Genomic DNA, 18,801 nt, shown 5'->3' on the forward strand with positions numbered 1-18,801 from the left:
TTGCGAAGAGCTTAACACCATGAATCTCAAAAACATAAGTGTGAGATTATTACTCGTACAGTTATTTTCTCTAGTACTGGAACTATTTATATCTTCCTCAAGGATGCTGTTCTTACCTGGGTTTGTTGAAGATAGTTTCGGTTTACTTGGAATTTGCATTACTACACCTTTATTATTATTTATTGGTGTAATTATGACATATCTTAAGAAAAGGCCTTTGTATAATAAGAACGAGACAAACTATTCCTTTTAGTTAGTATTGATTAAAATAAAAATTTTGTTTTGGTGATACTTAAAAATCTTCGGTTAATGAGCATGGGGCCAAGCTAAAAAATATAGAATACCGTAAAAAATTCGGAATTTTATACGATATTAATGTAAGACTTTTGTAATATTTATGAAAGACTTTTGAAAGGTATTTATACTAAGATAAACTTCGGAACGTTAAATGCAGTTTAACAAATAGAAAAAAATAGGGTAGCACAAAGTGAGGAGCACAATTATGAATGGAAAAGCAAAAAAAAGTATGCGAAAAATCCTTCCTGTAGGGATTGCAATGGGGATTTTATTCAGCGCCAGCCCCGTAACAGAATATAAAGTGAAAGCAGATGTTGATACGTTCGCAACGGTTGTTACAACATTTGGAAGTATCTATGACGCGTTTCTTGCAGAGCCATTTGGGAAATGGTTAGAAGAAATAGATGCAAAGAACAGTTATGCAGCTCGTCTTGAAAACGTTGCTTATAAAGCTCCTACTTTTAACAAAGGGGAATTTGGTATTAGTGTGTTTGATTATAATAAAGATCAAAATTTTAGCAAGAAGATTAAACTTGTTTATGCCAATGGGAAAGTTGAAAATAAAACAATCAAGCATGGACAACAAATTCGTATTAAGGACGCTGGTACAATAGTAGACTTAACTCCTGATGAACCAGAACTATCTAAACATGATATTTTGTATATTACACAAAAACAATTAGATGAAGGAAATACGGGGGTTTCACTTACGAATTTCAAAACCTATTATCTAAAAAGTGACAATAGCGGTGGTAAAAATGTTTTAGCAGCTGAATTTGAACGTCAAGAATTCCCAGGATATTTTCTTACTAATGGTTCTGGTTTACGTGATATTCGTTATGTTAATGAAGATCTTTTTAGTAAACTACCAGAAGGAAAACGAATATTAGCAACAATTACTTCAGAGCCAGTTGGCAAAGACGTTCTTTCGAATTATGCTACGAATGATCCTGAAGCTCGTGAGGATCTGAAGAAACGTATACTTGATATTTACACAAACCATAAAGACGGGGAATATTCTCCTATTTCTATAAAAATTGTAAATGATGGAATAAACCTGCAAGCAGGGGATTATGTCCATGAAGCAGGTGACGGGGATTCAAATTCAGGGACTGCTTTTACAATTACACCGATTAAAAATGGATCTAATAAGGTTATTATATCATCTGTCTTTAATGGGAAAGTAAGATATCTTACTTCTAAATCAGGAGATGGCAGTCAATGGATTTATACTCATGATGGAGATATCAGTTCTGATGAAATATGGGATCTTGTTGTTCGAAAAGACGGTCAGTTTTCTTTAAAAAATAATAAAGGGCAATATTTATACGTTCCTAGAAGTGGTAAAAGTGCACCAGCGAGGACTACTGGTGATATTAATGAAGCTAGTAAACTCACAGCTCGCCTTGCAGCACATGAGTGGAATAATTGGTTGATTGATTGGCATCCTCGTAAGAAAAATGAGACAAAGGTACATGAAGGAAAGACATATGACGGGTTAGAGTTCAAATTTGATGCAAAAGATAACTCTATATGGACTGCATACAATTCTGGAAAATTGATAACAAATAGTTGGATAAAAAGAGATAATTCTCATTATTATGCGGATTCTTCAGGAACTCTTTTAAAGGGCTGGCAAGAAATTGAGGGGAATACGTATTATTTTAATCCAAATAGTAATCACAGGACTTCAGGAGGCGGAACTGTCGACATTGATGGGAAGTACTATAACTTCAATGATGACGGTGTTCTACAGAAATCAGCATGGCAAGATCTATACTATTCCGATGCTTCAGGAGCGTTTATTAAAGAAGGCGTGAAAGAAATTGATAATAAAATTTATTATTTTAAAGATTACAAGCCTACTACAAATGTACTACGTTTAGAAGATCAAGGTGTCACTCTTCGTTTTTCCGACGAAGGTGTGCTTCTGATTGCTTTAGGATTGGATGGAAAAGCTCTAAACAAAACAGTTAATGTTACTTTGGACAATAAAACATTATCATTTGGGAAAGATGGTGGACTTCAGCCACTAGGGATCAGCAAAATAGGTAATACAGTGAATTATTTTAGTTTAGAAGATGGAATTAACTATTCCGGTTGGAAGGAATTTGATGGAAAAAAATATTATTTTAGAGATGGAAAATCTTCTACTGTGAATGGTACAGAAACGATTGACGGAAAAACATATTTATTTAATGACTGGGGACATGCTACTCAGATAGGTTTTGTAAAAACTAACGGTAAAACATACTATTATAATGATAAAGGCGAAATGCAAACAGGCTGGCAAAAAATCAATGATAAATGGCATAGCTTCGAGGATTCTGGAGAAGCTACGGTAGGAAAATTCACAGCTTGGGCACGCTCCGATTCACAGTTTGGATGGTTCGATTACTATGCTAAAGACAATGGCGAGATTTATGTAAACGAAACTGTTTCTCTTCCGACAAAAGATGGATATAAAAAACATATCTTTGATAGTTATGGACATTTTAAGATAGACTGGAACAGTTAAGATCATACAAAAACTATAAATAGGTGTTAAAAAATATAAAATAAAGCAAGAAATTATAAGACTGCAAGGCATTTTTTTCAGAAGGCTTTGCAGTCTGTTTATATTATCGCGCACGGTAATATAAAAATCGAAAACAATCTACAATCTTCTTTCTTTTTAAATCGTTAAGGCTTTTTCTGCCACATATAATGGTGAAAACTAAGGGGGAAAGTGAATGCAGATTGCTTTTGTTCTGCATAGTAACAATTTATATATTAAAAATGAAATGTAAATAGATTTATAATGAATTGGTGTAAAATACGCATAAATCTAGGTGGAGCATTTTTCTTCAATCATGCCATTTTTATCTTGGTTTATTGAGAGTGCTTTTGGATGGTTAGGCATTTTGGCTACCACGCCTTTATTGCTAATTATCGGTTGAATAATTCCACAGCTTAAAAAAGTGAAGGGTTTTGCATAACAAGAACAAGGCAGGGTGTTCCCTTTATTGCATCCATTGTTTCACTATGTATTATGTTATTACCTACTATGGAATTATCGATTGTAATAGCTCTTATAGTTAATGGTCTCATGGTTATCATAACAATTGTATTTTTAGTGCAAGATTTCTATAGACTGGATTAAAAATATAGGTTTATAAAGCTTATTAGCCTAACATTTTTAAGTATCTTGCTGTTACAATATTTGTCTTACTTGTAGGGTTATTGACAGGGTTGCTAGTGATCTTACTTGTAAAAGAGAACAGAGAAATGGAAAAAGTAAAGTATATTTATCAATAACAAGAAAAAAGGCTTTTGTAGATAGCTTGTTTGTTTTCTTCTATCCTTACAGAACTGTCATCCTTGTGTAAGGTTATTAGATAGTTTATTTAATGTTAAAATGTAATAATTAACTTATAAAAATTGATAATGATTTTTTAGAAATTATAGACGAGTGTTGTTCACGATTATAATAACAACTAAAAAATGATTGAGAAAAATTCAACATATACATAATAAGTGGAGGTAAATATAGTGGCTTTAAAAGTATTACTTATCGTTATTGGTGTAGCATTAATTTTATCGGGTGTATATAAAATGAAGAAGTATGATGCATTCGTAGGAAAAACTCAAACCAGAAAAAATCTTTTCAACTTGCTAATTAATGGTCAGAGTTCTGGAATAGGACAATTATTAAGTGGGATTATGTGTATCGTTTTAGCAATCGTAGCCTTTATAATTAAATAATTTGCAAATAAGGGAGCTAAGATATAGAATCTAGCTCCTTTTATTATGATAAACTCTTTAGGAAAAAACAAATATTGTATCATTTTTGGAGATTGATTTGCAACGTAATATATGCAACACCTGCCTTGGGGCTATTTTATGTTGTAGCGTACAGAGAATAAGTTGAAATGTGTCCAAACGTACAATTTTCTTTTTTGGATATGGTGAGGATATCACGGAAAAGTGGGGCGCGTCTCGCACTACGATTTATCACCCAAAGTGACAGCTACACTACTATAAGTGTTTGGCACTTATAAGCATAAATCAGTGACCATAGATATATGCCTTCAAGGATGGAATTTTTTTTTGATAATAATTGCTTAACAGGGGCACGGCAACGATTCTTTCTTTTTGGGGCCATTCAAAAAACAGATAGAATTCAAAGAACATATTGCATTCTATCTGTTTTTTCTTTTTTCACATAAAGAACATTGAGGCTGCTTATACTCTTATCAGTCAGATGGTTTACTAAAACATCATCATAACAGAAATAAAAACTTTTTTATATTTTACTAATATACAAATACTTTTGATGAGTTTTCCTCTAACAAACTAGAATTATAATTAGGTGCTAGTACGATGTTTGTATATGTTCCTGTACCCGAAAGGTATTTGTACCTATGTTTTAACCCCGATGGAATAAAAACAGATGCTGGACTTTCAATTATTTGCAATTCTCCTTCAATTTCAACTTCACATATGAGACCTGTACCATCTATTCTATTCCCCCAAAAAATAAAGGCACTATCACAATGATGTGCATGAGTATCTACATGTCCTTCTAAGTTCTCATCCATATGGGCGTCGTAAAATACACGCTGTATTACATAAAATGAAGCACGTTCATCAGTTCTATAATCCATCTGTACCCAACGCTCTCCTGGACCATCACGATGATATAAAAGCTCAGATGCTCCTTTTACAAATGGTTTACTAACTCGGAGAGACTTTGAAAGCCGAGGCCCTTTTCTTTCTATATGTTTTTGTTGTATGTTCCTTACTCTTCCTATCATTTCAGGTTGAATGCCCTCGTATGCTGAGTAATTCTGCTGAACAGCTTGTATATGATAGGATGCAGTATGAGTAAATATATTCTTTCCAATAATCGGTCTCCAATGATCTACTTGACAACCAGTAGCTAATTGGAGAGAGTGCGTTAATTCAGGAATCATCTGTAGTTTAAAGCATTGTAGATTACGCTTTTGAGATAAAAATACTGATAAATTTAGCAAATCAACAATCCCAGCACGTTCACCTATTCCGCACAATGTAGCATCAATGACAGATGCCCCTGAATCGATTGCAGCAAGAGCATTTGCCATGGCTAATCCTAAATCATTATGAAGATGAACTTCAATCTCACAAGGGAATGTCTCAACAGATTTCTTCACGATTGTCGCACACTGACCTGGCTCCCAAATTCCTACAGTGTCTGCTAAACTGATTCGATCTGCTCCAGCTATATGTGCAATCTGTCCAATGTAGGCGATATCTTCCCATTCCGTTCGTGAAGCATCTTCAATAGTAAAACGGATTTTCATTCCTAAAGATTTTGCTTCTTCAATAGCATGTTTCACCTGATTAATAACATAATCTTTTGATCGATTGGTATACTTTGTTTGTAAAGAAATAGGATTAATAGACGCCCAGATTCCTATCCAATCGGCACCAGCACGATAAGCCGCATGAACTTCTTCTTTTTTCGCCCGAGCATGCATAAGTATTTCGGCGTGCTTTGCAGATGCTGCAACTTCTCGGCAAATCTCTTCTTCTTCTTCAGAGATGCCAGGGTGTCCAACTTCGATAAGACTTACTCCAAAATCCTCTAACATGTGAAGTAATGTAATTTTGTCTTCCTTGGAGAAACGAATACCACATTGTTGTTCTCCTTCACGCAAGGTAGCATCTAATATTGTTAAACCCTTTTTCATTCCTGTTTGCCTTCTTTCGCTTCTATAAAGTTTAATGTTTGTTCGAATAGGGTATTACGATTCTTTTCATAAACAGCCCAGTGTGTAGCATCAGGGATTACTACTTCTTTTTTTTGTTTTGTACTTGTTAATTTTGACATCATATTTCGGTCTGCAAATATGTCATCTTCCCCGTAAATGACAAGTAATGGAGTGGTAATCTTAGATACATCATATAGGGGCTGATTTTTCCAAATATAAAATAAATCTTCAAGTGGACCGACTGGTCGACGAATCGTTTGATTATTTTTCTTACTCATAGGATCTGAATCAATAAAAACTTGTTTTACGGCATCCATTGCTTCGTTTGTAACAATTTTTTTATTTCCCATCATCATATGCCAATGATGCATTCCTTTATCAAAGTCCACCATTTGATAAGCTGGTGCTTCAGGATTAAACTGATTAGGTTGTAGTGGGTTTTCGAAAGGCTGTGTCATCATAGGAAGTGTGAACCCATGCATATATCCATATAAAATAAGTTTATTAATATCTTGAGAATGGGATATTGCATAATTTCCAGCCACAACACCTCCATATGACCATCCAACAATATGAATTTTTTTTACGTTTCTCTTCTTTTTAATCCAATTTACAATTGTTTCTAGATCCTTAGTTGCATCATTCAAATGAATAACCGGACGGTTTTGGGCAGGAGGATCTGACATTTCTTTAGGGCGAGAAGAACGACCAAACCCTCTGAAATCCATAGCCCAAGTATCATACCCTTTTCTGGCATACTCATCCATCCATGAAAATTTTGGTACATCAAATGCTTGAGCTGTAGGTACACTAAATGGTTCTAAAAATAAAATGATTTCATCAGATGTATACTGTTTTTTATTATTTAAGTTTTTATGAAGCAAAAATAAATTTTCTTCTCCTTGCTGAATTTCTAATTCTTGTTTTACCACTTTAGAAGTTTGATCATTTTGAGAGGTTTCTTTGATATTAGAACAACTAGACATAAGTATTATCAAAAAAATCCCTACTAAACTAATATGTGTCCATTTTATCTTCATTTAGAATATTCCTTTCATTTCATAGAAATGATAGCTATGATTCCAGCCGCAATAATTAATCCGGCTGGTAACCCTTTTGTAAATAATACGGCAATAAGAGTACCTATTAAGACACCTAACAATATCATAGGATTCATAGGTAGAACTCCTACACCTTTTCCTCCTATATATGACACAGTAAAACCTGCTAGAATGGATCCTAATCCGATAGGAGAGGTAATTAATTTTATTACGTGTTCACTTGTAATCTTTCCAGATGTAATTGGTACTAAAAGGAATAGCATCAGAAAGAAAATACCAATTGTAAAAGAATATTGTTGAATAAGATGTAATAAAGTTTTTTGTCCAACAGCAAGTAAAACTCCTAATAAACAAGCCGCACCAGCTAGCGCATAATCCTTAACAAGTAGAGCGAGTGTAACAATAATCCCCAGTAACAAAAAAGGAAGCATATTCTCTTACCTCATCTATAATGTTGTATAATCCCAACTATCATTTTCAGGTACAGACACATGTACCATATTTTGATTTGCAAGGTTAATTTGTATTAAATTTGGACTTATTACAGGTTTTAAGTCTTCTCGATTTATTATAAATTTAAATGCTTCAAAGCTTGCTAGAATGCCTACGATATTCGCAACGGGAGACAGCACAGCCCATGGACGATCTTCTTGTACATAATTATTTGCCCATTTCTCATCCGCACCATGCTTGACGGAATGAAGAGCACGTCCATCTTTTAATTTATGAATTTTATTTTGCATTTCTGGTGTTAGCTCTTGTTGATAAGACGGATATCCTAACGCGATTTCATAAGGCGTAGAGTCAGGAGTTAAAGACATGACGCCACCTCTAAAGGGAGGTGTAACTGCAATCCAAATAGAAGGAATCCCTAATTTTTGAGCTGTACGATGGATAATTACTCTCGCTACTAAATTATCAGTTGCATCTATAATGACATCTGTATTCGTTAGAAGTTCTAATGCATTGTCCTCGGTAACAAATTCTTTCGTTATCTCTATTTGTAATAATGGATTAATGTCTTGCAAAACTTCTAAAGCAACATCTGCCTTCGGCTGTCCTAATTTACTGTTGGAGCTTAGCATTTGTCGATTGATATTGCTTGCTTCAAATACATCTTGATCAATAACATGTAAAGAACCCACACCCATTCGCGCCAATTGGATGAGTGTAATTCCTCCTACGCCCCCTGCTCCAACTACAGTAACTCGAGAATTTTTTAATTTCTCCTGCTCTGCTACAGAGATAACACCAATATTTCGCGTAAAACTTTCTTCATATATATTTTGCATATCATTATTTTTTGTTAACAAGTTATATTCCTCCTTACAGTGTTTTATAATCCCATCCACCCTTTGGGACTTCTTTTACTTGAACCGGGATATGACTATCTAAATCCATTACAATGCCTTTAGGCGCTCTAGCTAGAGGTTCACGACCAGTTAAAACTTGTATTGCTTCATGAAAGCTAAATAGTGACAATAGATGAGCACGCATCGGTGTGATAATCCAGCCTGCTTTTCCATCACAAAAATCTTGCGCCCACTCTTTTGGTGCGCCTTTCTCCACAGAATACCAAGCTCGACTTTTCTTTATATCAGCAATTTGTTGTCTTAATTCTTGATTTGTTAATTTGCATCCGACACTTGAGATGTTTAATGCTTCTTCATAAGGAATTCCGGTTGGGAAAAATGTAGAAACAAATCCTCGTGTTGGGGGGCTACCTGACATCCCCACACTTGGTATGCCTAATTCTCTAGCTGTTCTATGTATAATAACTCTTGAAGGCATATCATCTACGGCTTCTACTACAATATCATGCCCTTTTATAAGCTCGATTACATTATCTTCATCTACTCTTGTTTGTATAAAGTTTGTTGATATATAGGGATGTATATCTTTTACAACCTGTTCTGCAACTTTTGCTTTTGGTTCACCTACAACACTAGAAAGCGCTAACATTTGTCTGTTAATATTAGAAACTTCAAATTCATCGGGATCAACACCGGTAATATGCCCTATTCCCATTCGCGAAAACAGAATTGCTTCATATCCACCTACTCCCCCTAGTCCAAAAATAATGACCTTCTTATTTCGAAGACATTCTTGTTCCTGTTCAGAATACACACCAATATTTTTCTTAACCATTTCCCAATAATATGAATCCATATCCATTTTGAAGTCTCCTTTATATGTAGTAACCATTTCAAAAAATAATTCCTCTATCTAAAAATAGTCTAGAAGTATGTCATTTTTGTGTGCTATTTGTAAAAAAATTAAAAAACTTTCAATTCTTAGTTTTTTAACAAATATTACTGATGAACAAGAGGTTAAACTATATTTGGATTGCGCTGATAGTGTTTTACGGGAATACAGATTTACTTTATCGAGCGTTTTATAACCTTGTTGAAAATGGTATTAAATACAATATCGACGGTGGTAAGGTAATGATTAAAGTTAAATCGGATAAAAAGCAGGTAATGGTTGAAATTAAAGACACGGGAATTGGTATCCCCGATGAGGAAAAAAAGAATATATTTGAGCCGTTTTACCGAGTGGATAAATCACGCTCTCGTGAATGGGGTGGCTCAGGCTTGGGACTTTCCATTGTGCAAAATATCATAACCAAGCACAATGGTAACATCAAATAGAAAGGATGCAGGCAAGCAGGCTCAATTGTAATATTATAGAATCTATCTATCGTATGGTAGAGGTTAAAAACATTCTAGGAGGAATTTAATATGAATAAAAAATTAATAATTGCTACACTTGTGCTAGGGGTATCTGTTGTTGGAGGATCTGCATATGCTGCGAGCAACAACGACATGTGGGAAAATACTAAGTCCAGTGAAACTGTCAACTTAGAAGAAATGGCTAAAGAAAAAGGGATCACGTTAGATGAACTAACTGCTCAGCTTGAAAAAGAAGGAAAGCTGACAAAAGCTGCTGAAACAACAGAGGCCAAGCAAGTAGAAACAAGCAATAAATAATATATAGAGTAACTGGAGCTGTCACAAAAGTAAACTTCTGCTAAGAGGGAGCTTTTGAAACAGCTCTGTTGTTCGTGAGAAGAGAAAAAAATATGGAGATCAAGAGTACAAACTAACCGTTATCGGTATTTATAATGCGGGGTATGATGATTTCTTTGAATAGCAAGAAAGTGGAATCCATCTTATATGAGGTGGTCTTTTTTATTCGTAAGGTGTCATATACAATTATACCATGTGCCAAGATCGAGCTGCATAGTATCAAAAATTCAGACCCTATAGGTTCTATTTGTCATGTACATTTTTATCATGTATGGGTTAGTCTAGTGAAAAAATAATTAATATTCATCTACAGTTGGCTGTAATGAGTTCTTAAGTTGATGGATATGTATGGTAACCCCTAACGTAGGAAAATCGGCTTTTTCTTTTCCAAAAAATGTCTTATCGTGAGTTTTATGTCATTTGGTTGGCGGGACCCCTTAAAGTCTTTACTTGTTCTTCTTCAAATTCATAATCTATAGCAAATCTATAAAATGGGAATTCATCTGACTGAATCATACTTTGCATAAGTCTAAATTGATATCTTAATAACGTCACTTCTTTGATTAAATCCATGTTCCTCCTCCTTCATTTCCCTAAATTAACCAGGTTATCATACCAATATATAACTTGAAATACAAATACTTATGATATATCACCCATACAATTTTAATTAACATAACCTATCATTATCAATAGTCAACGATGCATAAAATTTTCGTTATGGGGTTAATTAAAAATCTTAGCTTGATAGCGATGTGACGCTACCCCATGCCCATCAAGCTAAGATTATATAAGTTTAATTTCACTTGAGATTTTTTCTTTTTTCTAAAGATCCAGTATAAGCTCTTTAAAGTTTTGCATACCAAATAAATGAGCTCTATTTTCAAGTTCACAACACTTATTCCTTCTTAATTAACTCTTTTTAGAGGTAATTTCGCAACTTGCTTCCGAGTTCTAAACCCTAATGCGATAGCAGCGCCAATACAGCTAGAAAAACAACCAGCAAACAAATACAATGATGGATCTGACTCACCGATTAAAACGGAAGCTATTCCTCCAATTACCGGGAAAAGTGCAACCATATAGCCACTTTGAGCTCCTCCAATTTTTTCTACAAGCTTCAAATAGAATAACCATGCTACAAATGAAGCAAACAGAGTTAAATATAGCAACCCAAATAAATATGAAAACGATGTTGGAAATATAAATTCTTGTCCTTGAAATAATACAATTACTCCCATCAATATACTTCCCACTGTAAATCCAATGGCATTTGCATAGATAGGATTCACCTTGTGACTTGCATTTCGTGCCGAGCTGGCATCACCTACTGCTGTAATAAGCGTACCTAAGATCGCAACCATAATTCCTTTTATGTCATTGGACCCTTGAAAGTTGTTCAAATTCGGATAGATGAGAATACATACGCCTAATACACCAAAAATCCCCCCAACCAAAACGCGTGAATGTAACTTTTCTTTTAAAAAAATCCGAAGGGCAATCGGGGTCAAAATCACCTTTAATGAAAAAACCAATGTTACGATTGCTGCAGAACTCAAAATTGTGGCGTAATAAAGGCATAAATAGCTTAATGCAAAGTTACATACACCAAAAACTATTAAAAATGGGATATCTTTTCTTGTTGGCATCCCTATTGGTCGAAGGAACAAAACAAGAATCAAAAATAAAAAGGCTGTCATAACTAGACGATAAGTTAAGGATAATTCTAAGCTGACAGGAGTTCCTTGAATTTTTACTGCAATAAAGTTGAGTCCCCATACAATCAAACAAAATATGTACATAAATATTGTCATGAGTTTTCTCCCAAATTAAATTTTTTTCTAAATTCATTATTCATTTATACTGTCATTTCTAAAAGGTACAGTTTACAATAAATACAAATGACAGATGAGGTATTACAATGATGAATGAACTAATATTTAATATCAATCGAGAAAGTAACACTCCTATGTACCAACAAGTTTATCAATACATACGCACTCAGATTTTATCTGGTAAATTAGAAAAGGGTACAAAGTTGCCATCGATTAGACAACTTGCTATCCAATTAGAGGTCAGCAGAAACACAACTCAAGTAGCCTATGAACAACTGCAATCGGAAGGATATATTCGAAGTGAGAACAAAAAGGGATTTTTTGTAGAGGCTACTATATCGGATGAGACACTTAATTATGAACCCATTAGAGAACAGCATCATGAAACAAATCATGCTGCCATGAAAACTATTGACTTTAAGATTGGGACAGTGGATCAAGAGAACTTCCCTTTGAAAAAATGGAGAATGCTTACAAACAAAATCATTAAAGACTCTAGCATGTTTTCATACGGAGAAAAACAAGGCGACATTAAATTAAGGAAGGTACTAGCAGATTACTTGTTTCAATCAAGAGGAGTTAATACTTCTGCAGAACAAATTATTATTGGCAGTAGCACACAGCACTTGTTATTACTTTTGTCGTTGTTGCTAAAGCAAGACTATCATTATCTGGCCGTAGAAGACCCTGGATATAATATGGCAAGGGAACTTTTTGTTCTTCAATCATTTATCATTGATCCAATCCCGGTAAAAGAACAAGGCATCCAGGTCGATATCCTTTTAAAATCGCCTTCTAGACTTTTATATGTCACTCCTACTCACCACTTTCCATATGGAGTGACTATCCCCGTCAATGAAAGATTAAAGTTAATTCAATGGGCAAAAAGGGTGGAAGGATATATTATTGAGGATGATTATGATAGTGAATTTCGATACATCCATCAACCTATACCGTCTCTTCAAAGTTTAGATTCTAATGATAGGGTGGTTTATTTAGGAACTTTTTCAAAAGCACTGCTACCCTCTATCCGTGTCAGTTATATGGTTTTGCCTAGGAGGCTAATAAGTGAATATAAAAAGATACTCCCTTTTCTTGAGCAAACATCCTCATCTATTCATCAGAGAACACTGGCGACCTTTATGAATGAAGGATATTGGTACTCACACTTAAGGAAGATGAAAGCTTTGTATAAACGTAAAATGAATCTATTGAATAGGGAATTATTAAAACATTTTAAGAATTATGTTGAAATAAAAGGTGGTAGCTCAGGAATTTTCGTTATTATTGAAGTGAAAACAGAAATGAGTGAAAAAATGCTAATTGAAAGGGCATATGAACACGGAATTGTAGTTTATCCTTGTTCAAAATATTTCTCGAAATATCTACCACGATATCCGCATATTCAACTTGGATTGGGTGATTTATGTGAACAAAAGATAATAGAAGGAGTTTCTCAATTAGCAAAAATTTGGCTGTAATCTTGATTTTTCCCTTAAAAAAATTTTTTCGTTCTTCCTATTAAAGGTCATCATACATCGCCGTCAAGTTAAGAAATTAATTGTTCCCCCTAAATGAAAATTTTCTTTCTCTACAGGTAGTTATTCTGAGAAGTCAGCTCATTTTTTCGTTTTGAGGACATTTATTTTTCTTAAGTTGATGGATATGGGGTGCAAAGCGTTTTTTCAAGAAAGCTTTGCAGTTTTTTCATGTTTCAAAGCCCCGTGTGATTACAGTGGACAAAAACCCGGCCTATCCTATAGCGATTGAAGAGTTGAAGACAGAGAAAAAGATGCCTGTAGGCATCCAAATAAGGCAGGTAAAATACCTTAATAACATTGTAGAGCAAGATCATCGTTTTATTAAAAAGAGAGTTCGTTCAATGTTAGGATTGAAATCTTTTCGTACAGCTAAATCTATTCTTTCAGGAATAGAAGCGATGCATATCATTAAAAAAGGCCAACTTATTTTACGGGACAAGTCTGTCCAGAATGAAGTGAAGTTTATTCATCAACTATTCGGAATGTCTGCATAAGAATAGATGCCATTAGGAATATATATATACCTCTTTTAAATAAATGCAATCTTTGCACCAGAACCGTTTGAAGTGCATTTCTCATAGATAAAAAAGAGTTGTTCGATTGAACAACTCTTTTTTATCTATAATTTTATTTATAATTAGAATTTGTCAAAAAGGATATAAAACATAATATACTTACATTGACTATAAGCGCAAATATAGTCATAAAATCATTTAAAGGCATTAGTAGAAAGAAGAGTGTAAATATTGCTGAAACAAGTGGAATAAATTTTTGTGAATTACTTATCTCTTTATTTTTATGTAGCTGATAAGATTTTAAAAAGATGATTAATAAAACAAAAGATGTCGGAACTAATCCTAAATATCCCCAACCATCTTCAATAAACCATGGTAAAGAGCGCATTCGAGATGTGAAAATAAATAAATTTAATATTAACATACTAGCTATTATAATATTTAAACGTGAAATGATTGTTATTTTCTTCATTTTAATTACTCCCCAAAATTTAATTTATTTAAGATTTTTGCTGTGACATCAATCAAAGATTACTTAATAAGTTTTTTCAGGTGAATCTATTATAATTATTTTGTTATTTCTATAAATCTTTTTTCAAGTTCATTTAATTCAAATGAACTACATATTCTATGATTTTCTTTGTTTAAAATTCGGTAATGTTGAGAAAGGATGTTTTGTTGTATTTTATAACCATTCAACTCTTTTAGTTCTCGCCACCATAGTTTTCCTCCTAAAGTCTTTGGGAAACTATTATTATAATTTGTAAAAGCAATTGTTTTGATAATCTCGTTAATATCGTCTCCAAAAGTCATATGGACTATATCGCTATCTTCAAAAAGAGTGACCACACACACTGCGCCCGTCCATGTGAGACTGCGTCTCCCTTTTTCTATTTCTATTAAGGTTTTTTTGGATAAACCGATAATTTCAGACATTTTATCTTGTGATAAATCATTTTCAATACGAATAAGTTTTAATTTTTCATTTACTAATTGAATAAATTCTTGTTTATCCATAATATCTCTCCTCTTCTTATGGTGTAATTTTACACTACAAGAGTGTTTTTGTCTATAATAGTGTGATTTTACACTTTGATTTTGTGATATTTATTTTTTAAAAACAGGAGTTCCACCACATCGCTATCAAGCTAATAAAAAGAAATACCCTCAAAATGAATAAAATACGTTATTCTTTCTGTAGAATCATAGGAAAGGATGGCGTTTTTTGTATGTCTATTTCTGTATCTGACGAACTACAACTATTTGCACAGGAGATTCAGAGTCTGTTATCCCCAAATACCTTACAGAATCTAGCTAGAGATGCTGGGTTTGTACAGCGAACAAGTAAGTATCGCGCACAAGATTTAATAGCTTTATGCGTATGGATAAGCCAAAGTGTAGCTACTCTGTTCTTCTATCATGTTTCAAATGCGCCAATTAGGGGTCACCATACACGCCCATCAACTTAAGAGTGTACCAAACTGAACTTTTGTTCAGCCGGGTTAAAACATTCTTAAAATAGAAGTATATTCTTAAAAATGCGCATACCAAATAAACCCTAACGGGTTTCACTTTTTTAATTATGCAATTTTTTTTGTTTTCTCAATCCATTATACTCATAGACAACACCCATAATATCAAAGACAGTCTTCTTCTCATATCTGTGAGATTTTCGTCCATTTTTCTGTAGAAGATGGAACAGGCGGATTAAAATCTTTGTTATTTCTCGGGTGTTTTGCTGTATAGCTTGATAAAGAATGTATAGATGGTCTTGAATCATTCCAATGGCTTTATATTCGCTTAATTCTCTTTTCTTCTTTTGTAAAATTAATTGTCGCATCTTAAACATAGTAGAAGAACATAAAAAAATAGCGATGAGTTTTCCATAAATGTTGCATTCTAATCGCTCTCGTTTGATATTGTGCCAATCATGAATTTGAAATAAGGATTTCCAAGTTTTAAAGATAATTTCAATCTGCCAGCGGAGGGAATAAAAATCATGTATTTGTTCCATCGGAACCCATTCCAAAGGTGTATTGGTAACATAAATGTTCATACCAGCTAATCGTTTGCTTTTCTCTGAGTACGTAATACCCTTTTTACTTTCGGTATACACTTGTTTTTTTTACGTTCTCGAAGTTGTTTTTCAGTTAATCGATATATAATAACGCGTGTAAATAGTTTTTTATCCTTTCCAATATAAGCATCTGTTATTTCATAGACCTGTCCTGGTTTTAAGGTATTCATAATGTGTTCTAAATCAACTTTGATGTACTGAGACTGTTTTTTTACTGTCCCATTTCGAAAGTATTCAGGAAACTCATTTTTGATATACACCATATTATTTAATTTCAGCCGCAATATATAATATACCCCACGTTGGTCCATTTGATCTAAATCGTCCAGTGAATAATAACCCAAATCTCGAATACAAAGGTCGCCAGGCCGTAATGTCGCTAAACATTCTGTTCCAAAGGTTTTATCATTATTCTTCCCTGGTTCAACTTGAAAATTTAAAAACTGCCCACTATGTAAATCATATTCCAATTGAATCTTTATACCTACTGTTTGTGCACAACCACCCGAACCGGGATACACACTAGCTAAGTGTTTTGGCACTTGAAAAATCGTTGCATCTAAAATGTGAATTCGTTGAAAATGGGTTAGTGAAGAACTTGGAATCACTGAAGTTTCATAAACTTTATTTTTTAATAATGCAGAGAAAACATGTTTTAAAAAACAAACAGCTTTTTTATTGAACCGTTTATTTAGTCCTTCTGGACTAATAAGAGTTCCTGTAGCTGCATGTAGTTGACTACACAGTCTAACTAAAGAATCACTCGCTATCCGTTGACTCATCCAAACACAAATAGTGGCTAAGTCATGTCCTGAAAATTTGCGCTTTCGTTGAACAAAATCTAACTCTCTAGCAAGCTCTTCTAAAAATGAAGGAGTAAAATATTGATATAATTCCTCAGCAAATAATTGGAGTTCATCTTGAATCGAAAGATTCATAAAAAATGCCATCCTTTCTGCATATTTCTACAAAAAGAATAGCGATTTTTTCGCTATATGGATACAAATTTATCTTAACTTGATGGTGATGTATAGTGACCCCAAATATGCCCCAAAAACTTTACAGTAATAATTCTCATGTTACCTCGCTGGTTATTAGGATATTTTTTCTTACTATATGCATACTAAACGTACTATAAAAGGTACATAGAAAGTGAGGGAATCATGGCTAAATTTTTGAAGCGTTTAAAATATAGAGACAATCCTAAGTCATTTTCAATACGAGACAATACTCATTTTCAGAAAAAAAATATTGAAGACTCCCTCTTAGGCGCTGATTTATCGAAAAACATAGCTGATATTCAGAATATATTTCGTCAAGCACCTGATTTAGTGATTCGCCGGTTTCAAATAAAAGCAGATGGATTAGAAGCCGCTTTAGTATATTTGTCTGGATTAACAGATAAAGAATTGATTCAAAATCATGTTCTAAGTCCTTTGATGAATAGTGATTTTGATACCAATACGGAACTTCCAATTCCATTAGGACAAATCAAAATTATTAATACGTGGAGTCAGATTGAAAATGCTATTTTTGGAGGAGATAGTGTTTTATTAATCCACAGTCGAACAACAGCACATCAATTGGATACGAAAGGATGGCCACAAAGAAATGTTGAAGACGCTCATAACGAAATAGCTCTAAAAGGTGCGCATCAAGGATTTACAGAAATTAGAAGTCAAAATATCGCAATGATTCGAAGGTATATTCCTCATCGTGAATTAACGGTAAAAGAAATAGTAATTGGTGTACGAAGCAAAACGAGGATTTCTATTTTATATTTGAAAGATGTAGCTTCTGAAGATGTGCTGAAGGAATTAGAAACACGGATTCATAATATTACAGTCGACGCTGTTGCTAGTAATGGGGAACTTATAGAATTCATTGAAGATAACCCGTACTCACCGTTTCCACAATTTATATTAACTGAAAGACCTGATTTGGCAGTATCTCACATTCTACAGGGCAGATTTGTAACTGTAATGGATCATTCGCCTAATGTGTTAATTGCTCCAACAAATTTTATTTCCTTTTTTCAAGGAGTGGATGATTACGGTACAAGGTGGCTAGTTGCTTCGTCTATTCGGATGCTTCGTTTTATCTCCTTTATAATTGCTTTATTTTTGCCTGCGAGTTATGTTGCTTTTATTTCCTTTAATTTTGAAGTTATTCCTGTAGAGCTGTATTTATCTATTGCAGAATCAAGAACGCGCGTACCCTTTTCTCCAGTTATGGAAGCATTACTTATGGAAATAACATTGGAAACGATGAGAGAAGGGGCTTTACGGATACCTACTCCGATCGGTCAGACAGTTGGAGTTGTAGGTGGTATTGTCATTGGACAGGCGGCTGTTCAGGCGGGAATTGTAAGCAACATTATGATTATTGTTGTTGCTATTACAGCCATCTCTTCTTTTGTTATCCCTAATTATGATATGGGAGCGGCAGTAAGACTTTTACGCTTTCCGATGATGCTAGCAGCTGCCTTATTTGGAATTGTTGGACTTGTTATCGGGTGGATGACTTTAATTGGACATCTAATCAGTCTTGAATCGCTAGGTACTCCTTACGGAACGCCATTAGCACCGTTTCGCTTTGCAGATATGAAAGATGCTTTTTTACGCTTTCCTTTATGGGCAATAAGAAGGAGTCCTAAGGGTAATGGAACCATTCAATCTATTCGACAAGGAAAGAATCCTAATAAAAGGTGA

Annotated in this window: 14 protein-coding genes and 4 pseudogenes; 8 read left to right on the forward strand and 10 right to left on the reverse strand. The window is 34.0% G+C overall.

From position 1 onward, the window contains the following. Positions 1-502: 502 nt before the first annotated feature. Positions 503-2,815 carry a cell wall-binding protein gene (locus NSQ47_RS27005; protein WP_341038769.1) on the forward strand — a complete coding sequence of 771 codons (2,313 nt, stop codon included), beginning with the start codon at positions 503-505 and terminating at the stop codon, positions 2,813-2,815. A gap of 1,013 nt (positions 2,816-3,828) precedes the next feature. After that, positions 3,829-4,041: a hypothetical protein gene (locus NSQ47_RS27010; RefSeq protein ID WP_204208966.1), complete on the forward strand. Its 213-nt coding sequence runs from the start codon at positions 3,829-3,831 to the stop codon at positions 4,039-4,041. A 551-nt stretch (positions 4,042-4,592) separates the two neighbouring features. Here NSQ47_RS27010 and NSQ47_RS27015 read toward each other — a convergent pair. From NSQ47_RS27015 to NSQ47_RS27035, 5 genes are read right to left on the reverse strand one after another with little or no spacing between them, the layout of a single operon-like run. Continuing rightward, the gene (locus tag NSQ47_RS27015) at positions 4,593-6,011 is read right to left on the reverse strand and encodes a homocitrate synthase/isopropylmalate synthase family protein (protein ID WP_002107136.1); all 1,419 of its coding nucleotides are present in this window, start codon (positions 6,009-6,011) and stop codon (positions 4,593-4,595) included. Next, a complete protein-coding gene (locus NSQ47_RS27020) occupies positions 6,008-7,072 on the reverse strand; it encodes an alpha/beta hydrolase (protein WP_002107137.1) in 1,065 nt (354 codons plus the stop codon). The genes NSQ47_RS27015 and NSQ47_RS27020 overlap by 4 nt, the downstream gene beginning before the upstream one ends. A gap of 14 nt (positions 7,073-7,086) precedes the next feature. Then, positions 7,087-7,524, reverse strand: coding sequence for a DUF441 family protein (locus NSQ47_RS27025; protein ID WP_002107138.1), 438 nt, complete (start codon positions 7,522-7,524; stop codon positions 7,087-7,089). 15 nt (positions 7,525-7,539) lie between these two features. Next, positions 7,540-8,406: a HesA/MoeB/ThiF family protein gene (locus tag NSQ47_RS27030; RefSeq protein WP_002107139.1), complete on the reverse strand. Its 867-nt coding sequence runs from the start codon at positions 8,404-8,406 to the stop codon at positions 7,540-7,542. Between the two features lie 13 nt (positions 8,407-8,419). Beyond that, positions 8,420-9,268 (reverse strand): HesA/MoeB/ThiF family protein, encoded by an 849-nt coding sequence (locus NSQ47_RS27035; RefSeq protein ID WP_002107140.1) that lies wholly within the window; start codon positions 9,266-9,268, stop codon positions 8,420-8,422. A 143-nt stretch (positions 9,269-9,411) separates the two neighbouring features. On the opposite strand from NSQ47_RS27035, the gene NSQ47_RS27040 reads away from it, so the two are divergent. After that, positions 9,412-9,744 (forward strand): sensor histidine kinase, encoded by a 333-nt coding sequence (locus tag NSQ47_RS27040; RefSeq protein ID WP_341038771.1) that lies wholly within the window; start codon positions 9,412-9,414, stop codon positions 9,742-9,744. 90 nt (positions 9,745-9,834) lie between these two features. After that, positions 9,835-10,083: a hypothetical protein gene (locus NSQ47_RS27045; protein ID WP_341038772.1), complete on the forward strand. Its 249-nt coding sequence runs from the start codon at positions 9,835-9,837 to the stop codon at positions 10,081-10,083. 474 nt (positions 10,084-10,557) lie between these two features. Here the strand turns inward: NSQ47_RS27045 and NSQ47_RS27050 are convergent. Both NSQ47_RS27050 and NSQ47_RS27055 read right to left on the reverse strand, forming a co-directional pair. Next, positions 10,558-10,695: pseudogene (locus tag NSQ47_RS27050) on the reverse strand (DUF1878 family protein); the annotation flags it as partial. A gap of 335 nt (positions 10,696-11,030) precedes the next feature. Further along, positions 11,031-11,936, reverse strand: coding sequence for a DMT family transporter (locus tag NSQ47_RS27055; RefSeq protein WP_002107144.1), 906 nt, complete (start codon positions 11,934-11,936; stop codon positions 11,031-11,033). 110 nt (positions 11,937-12,046) lie between these two features. On the opposite strand from NSQ47_RS27055, the gene pdxR reads away from it, so the two are divergent. After that, complete coding sequence (gene pdxR, locus NSQ47_RS27060; RefSeq protein WP_341038813.1) at positions 12,047-13,438, forward strand: MocR-like pyridoxine biosynthesis transcription factor PdxR; 1,392 nt, start codon at positions 12,047-12,049, stop codon at positions 13,436-13,438. A gap of 191 nt (positions 13,439-13,629) precedes the next feature. Beyond that, positions 13,630-13,992, forward strand: a pseudogene (locus tag NSQ47_RS27065) (DDE-type integrase/transposase/recombinase); the annotation flags it as partial. Between the two features lie 133 nt (positions 13,993-14,125). Here the strand turns inward: NSQ47_RS27065 and NSQ47_RS27070 are convergent. Then, on the reverse strand, positions 14,126-14,485 hold the full coding sequence (locus NSQ47_RS27070; RefSeq protein ID WP_002107147.1) for a hypothetical protein: 360 nt from the start codon (positions 14,483-14,485) through the stop codon (positions 14,126-14,128). 95 nt (positions 14,486-14,580) lie between these two features. Then, positions 14,581-15,030, reverse strand: coding sequence for a helix-turn-helix transcriptional regulator (locus NSQ47_RS27075; RefSeq protein ID WP_002107148.1), 450 nt, complete (start codon positions 15,028-15,030; stop codon positions 14,581-14,583). 212 nt (positions 15,031-15,242) lie between these two features. Here NSQ47_RS27075 and NSQ47_RS27080 point away from each other — a divergent pair. Then, a pseudogene (locus tag NSQ47_RS27080) lies at positions 15,243-15,416 on the forward strand (IS4 family transposase); the annotation flags it as partial. A 173-nt stretch (positions 15,417-15,589) separates the two neighbouring features. On the opposite strand, the pseudogene NSQ47_RS27085 reads toward NSQ47_RS27080, so the two are convergent. Continuing rightward, positions 15,590-17,028, reverse strand: a pseudogene (locus NSQ47_RS27085) (IS4 family transposase). Between the two features lie 225 nt (positions 17,029-17,253). On the opposite strand from NSQ47_RS27085, the gene NSQ47_RS27090 reads away from it, so the two are divergent. Further along, the gene (locus NSQ47_RS27090; protein WP_341038774.1) at positions 17,254-18,801 is read left to right on the forward strand and encodes a spore germination protein; all 1,548 of its coding nucleotides are present in this window, start codon (positions 17,254-17,256) and stop codon (positions 18,799-18,801) included.

Origin of the sequence: Bacillus sp. FSL R10-2780, assembly GCF_038006125.1 — a bacterium.
Taxonomy (GTDB): domain Bacteria; phylum Bacillota; class Bacilli; order Bacillales; family Bacillaceae_G; genus Bacillus_A; species Bacillus_A cereus_U.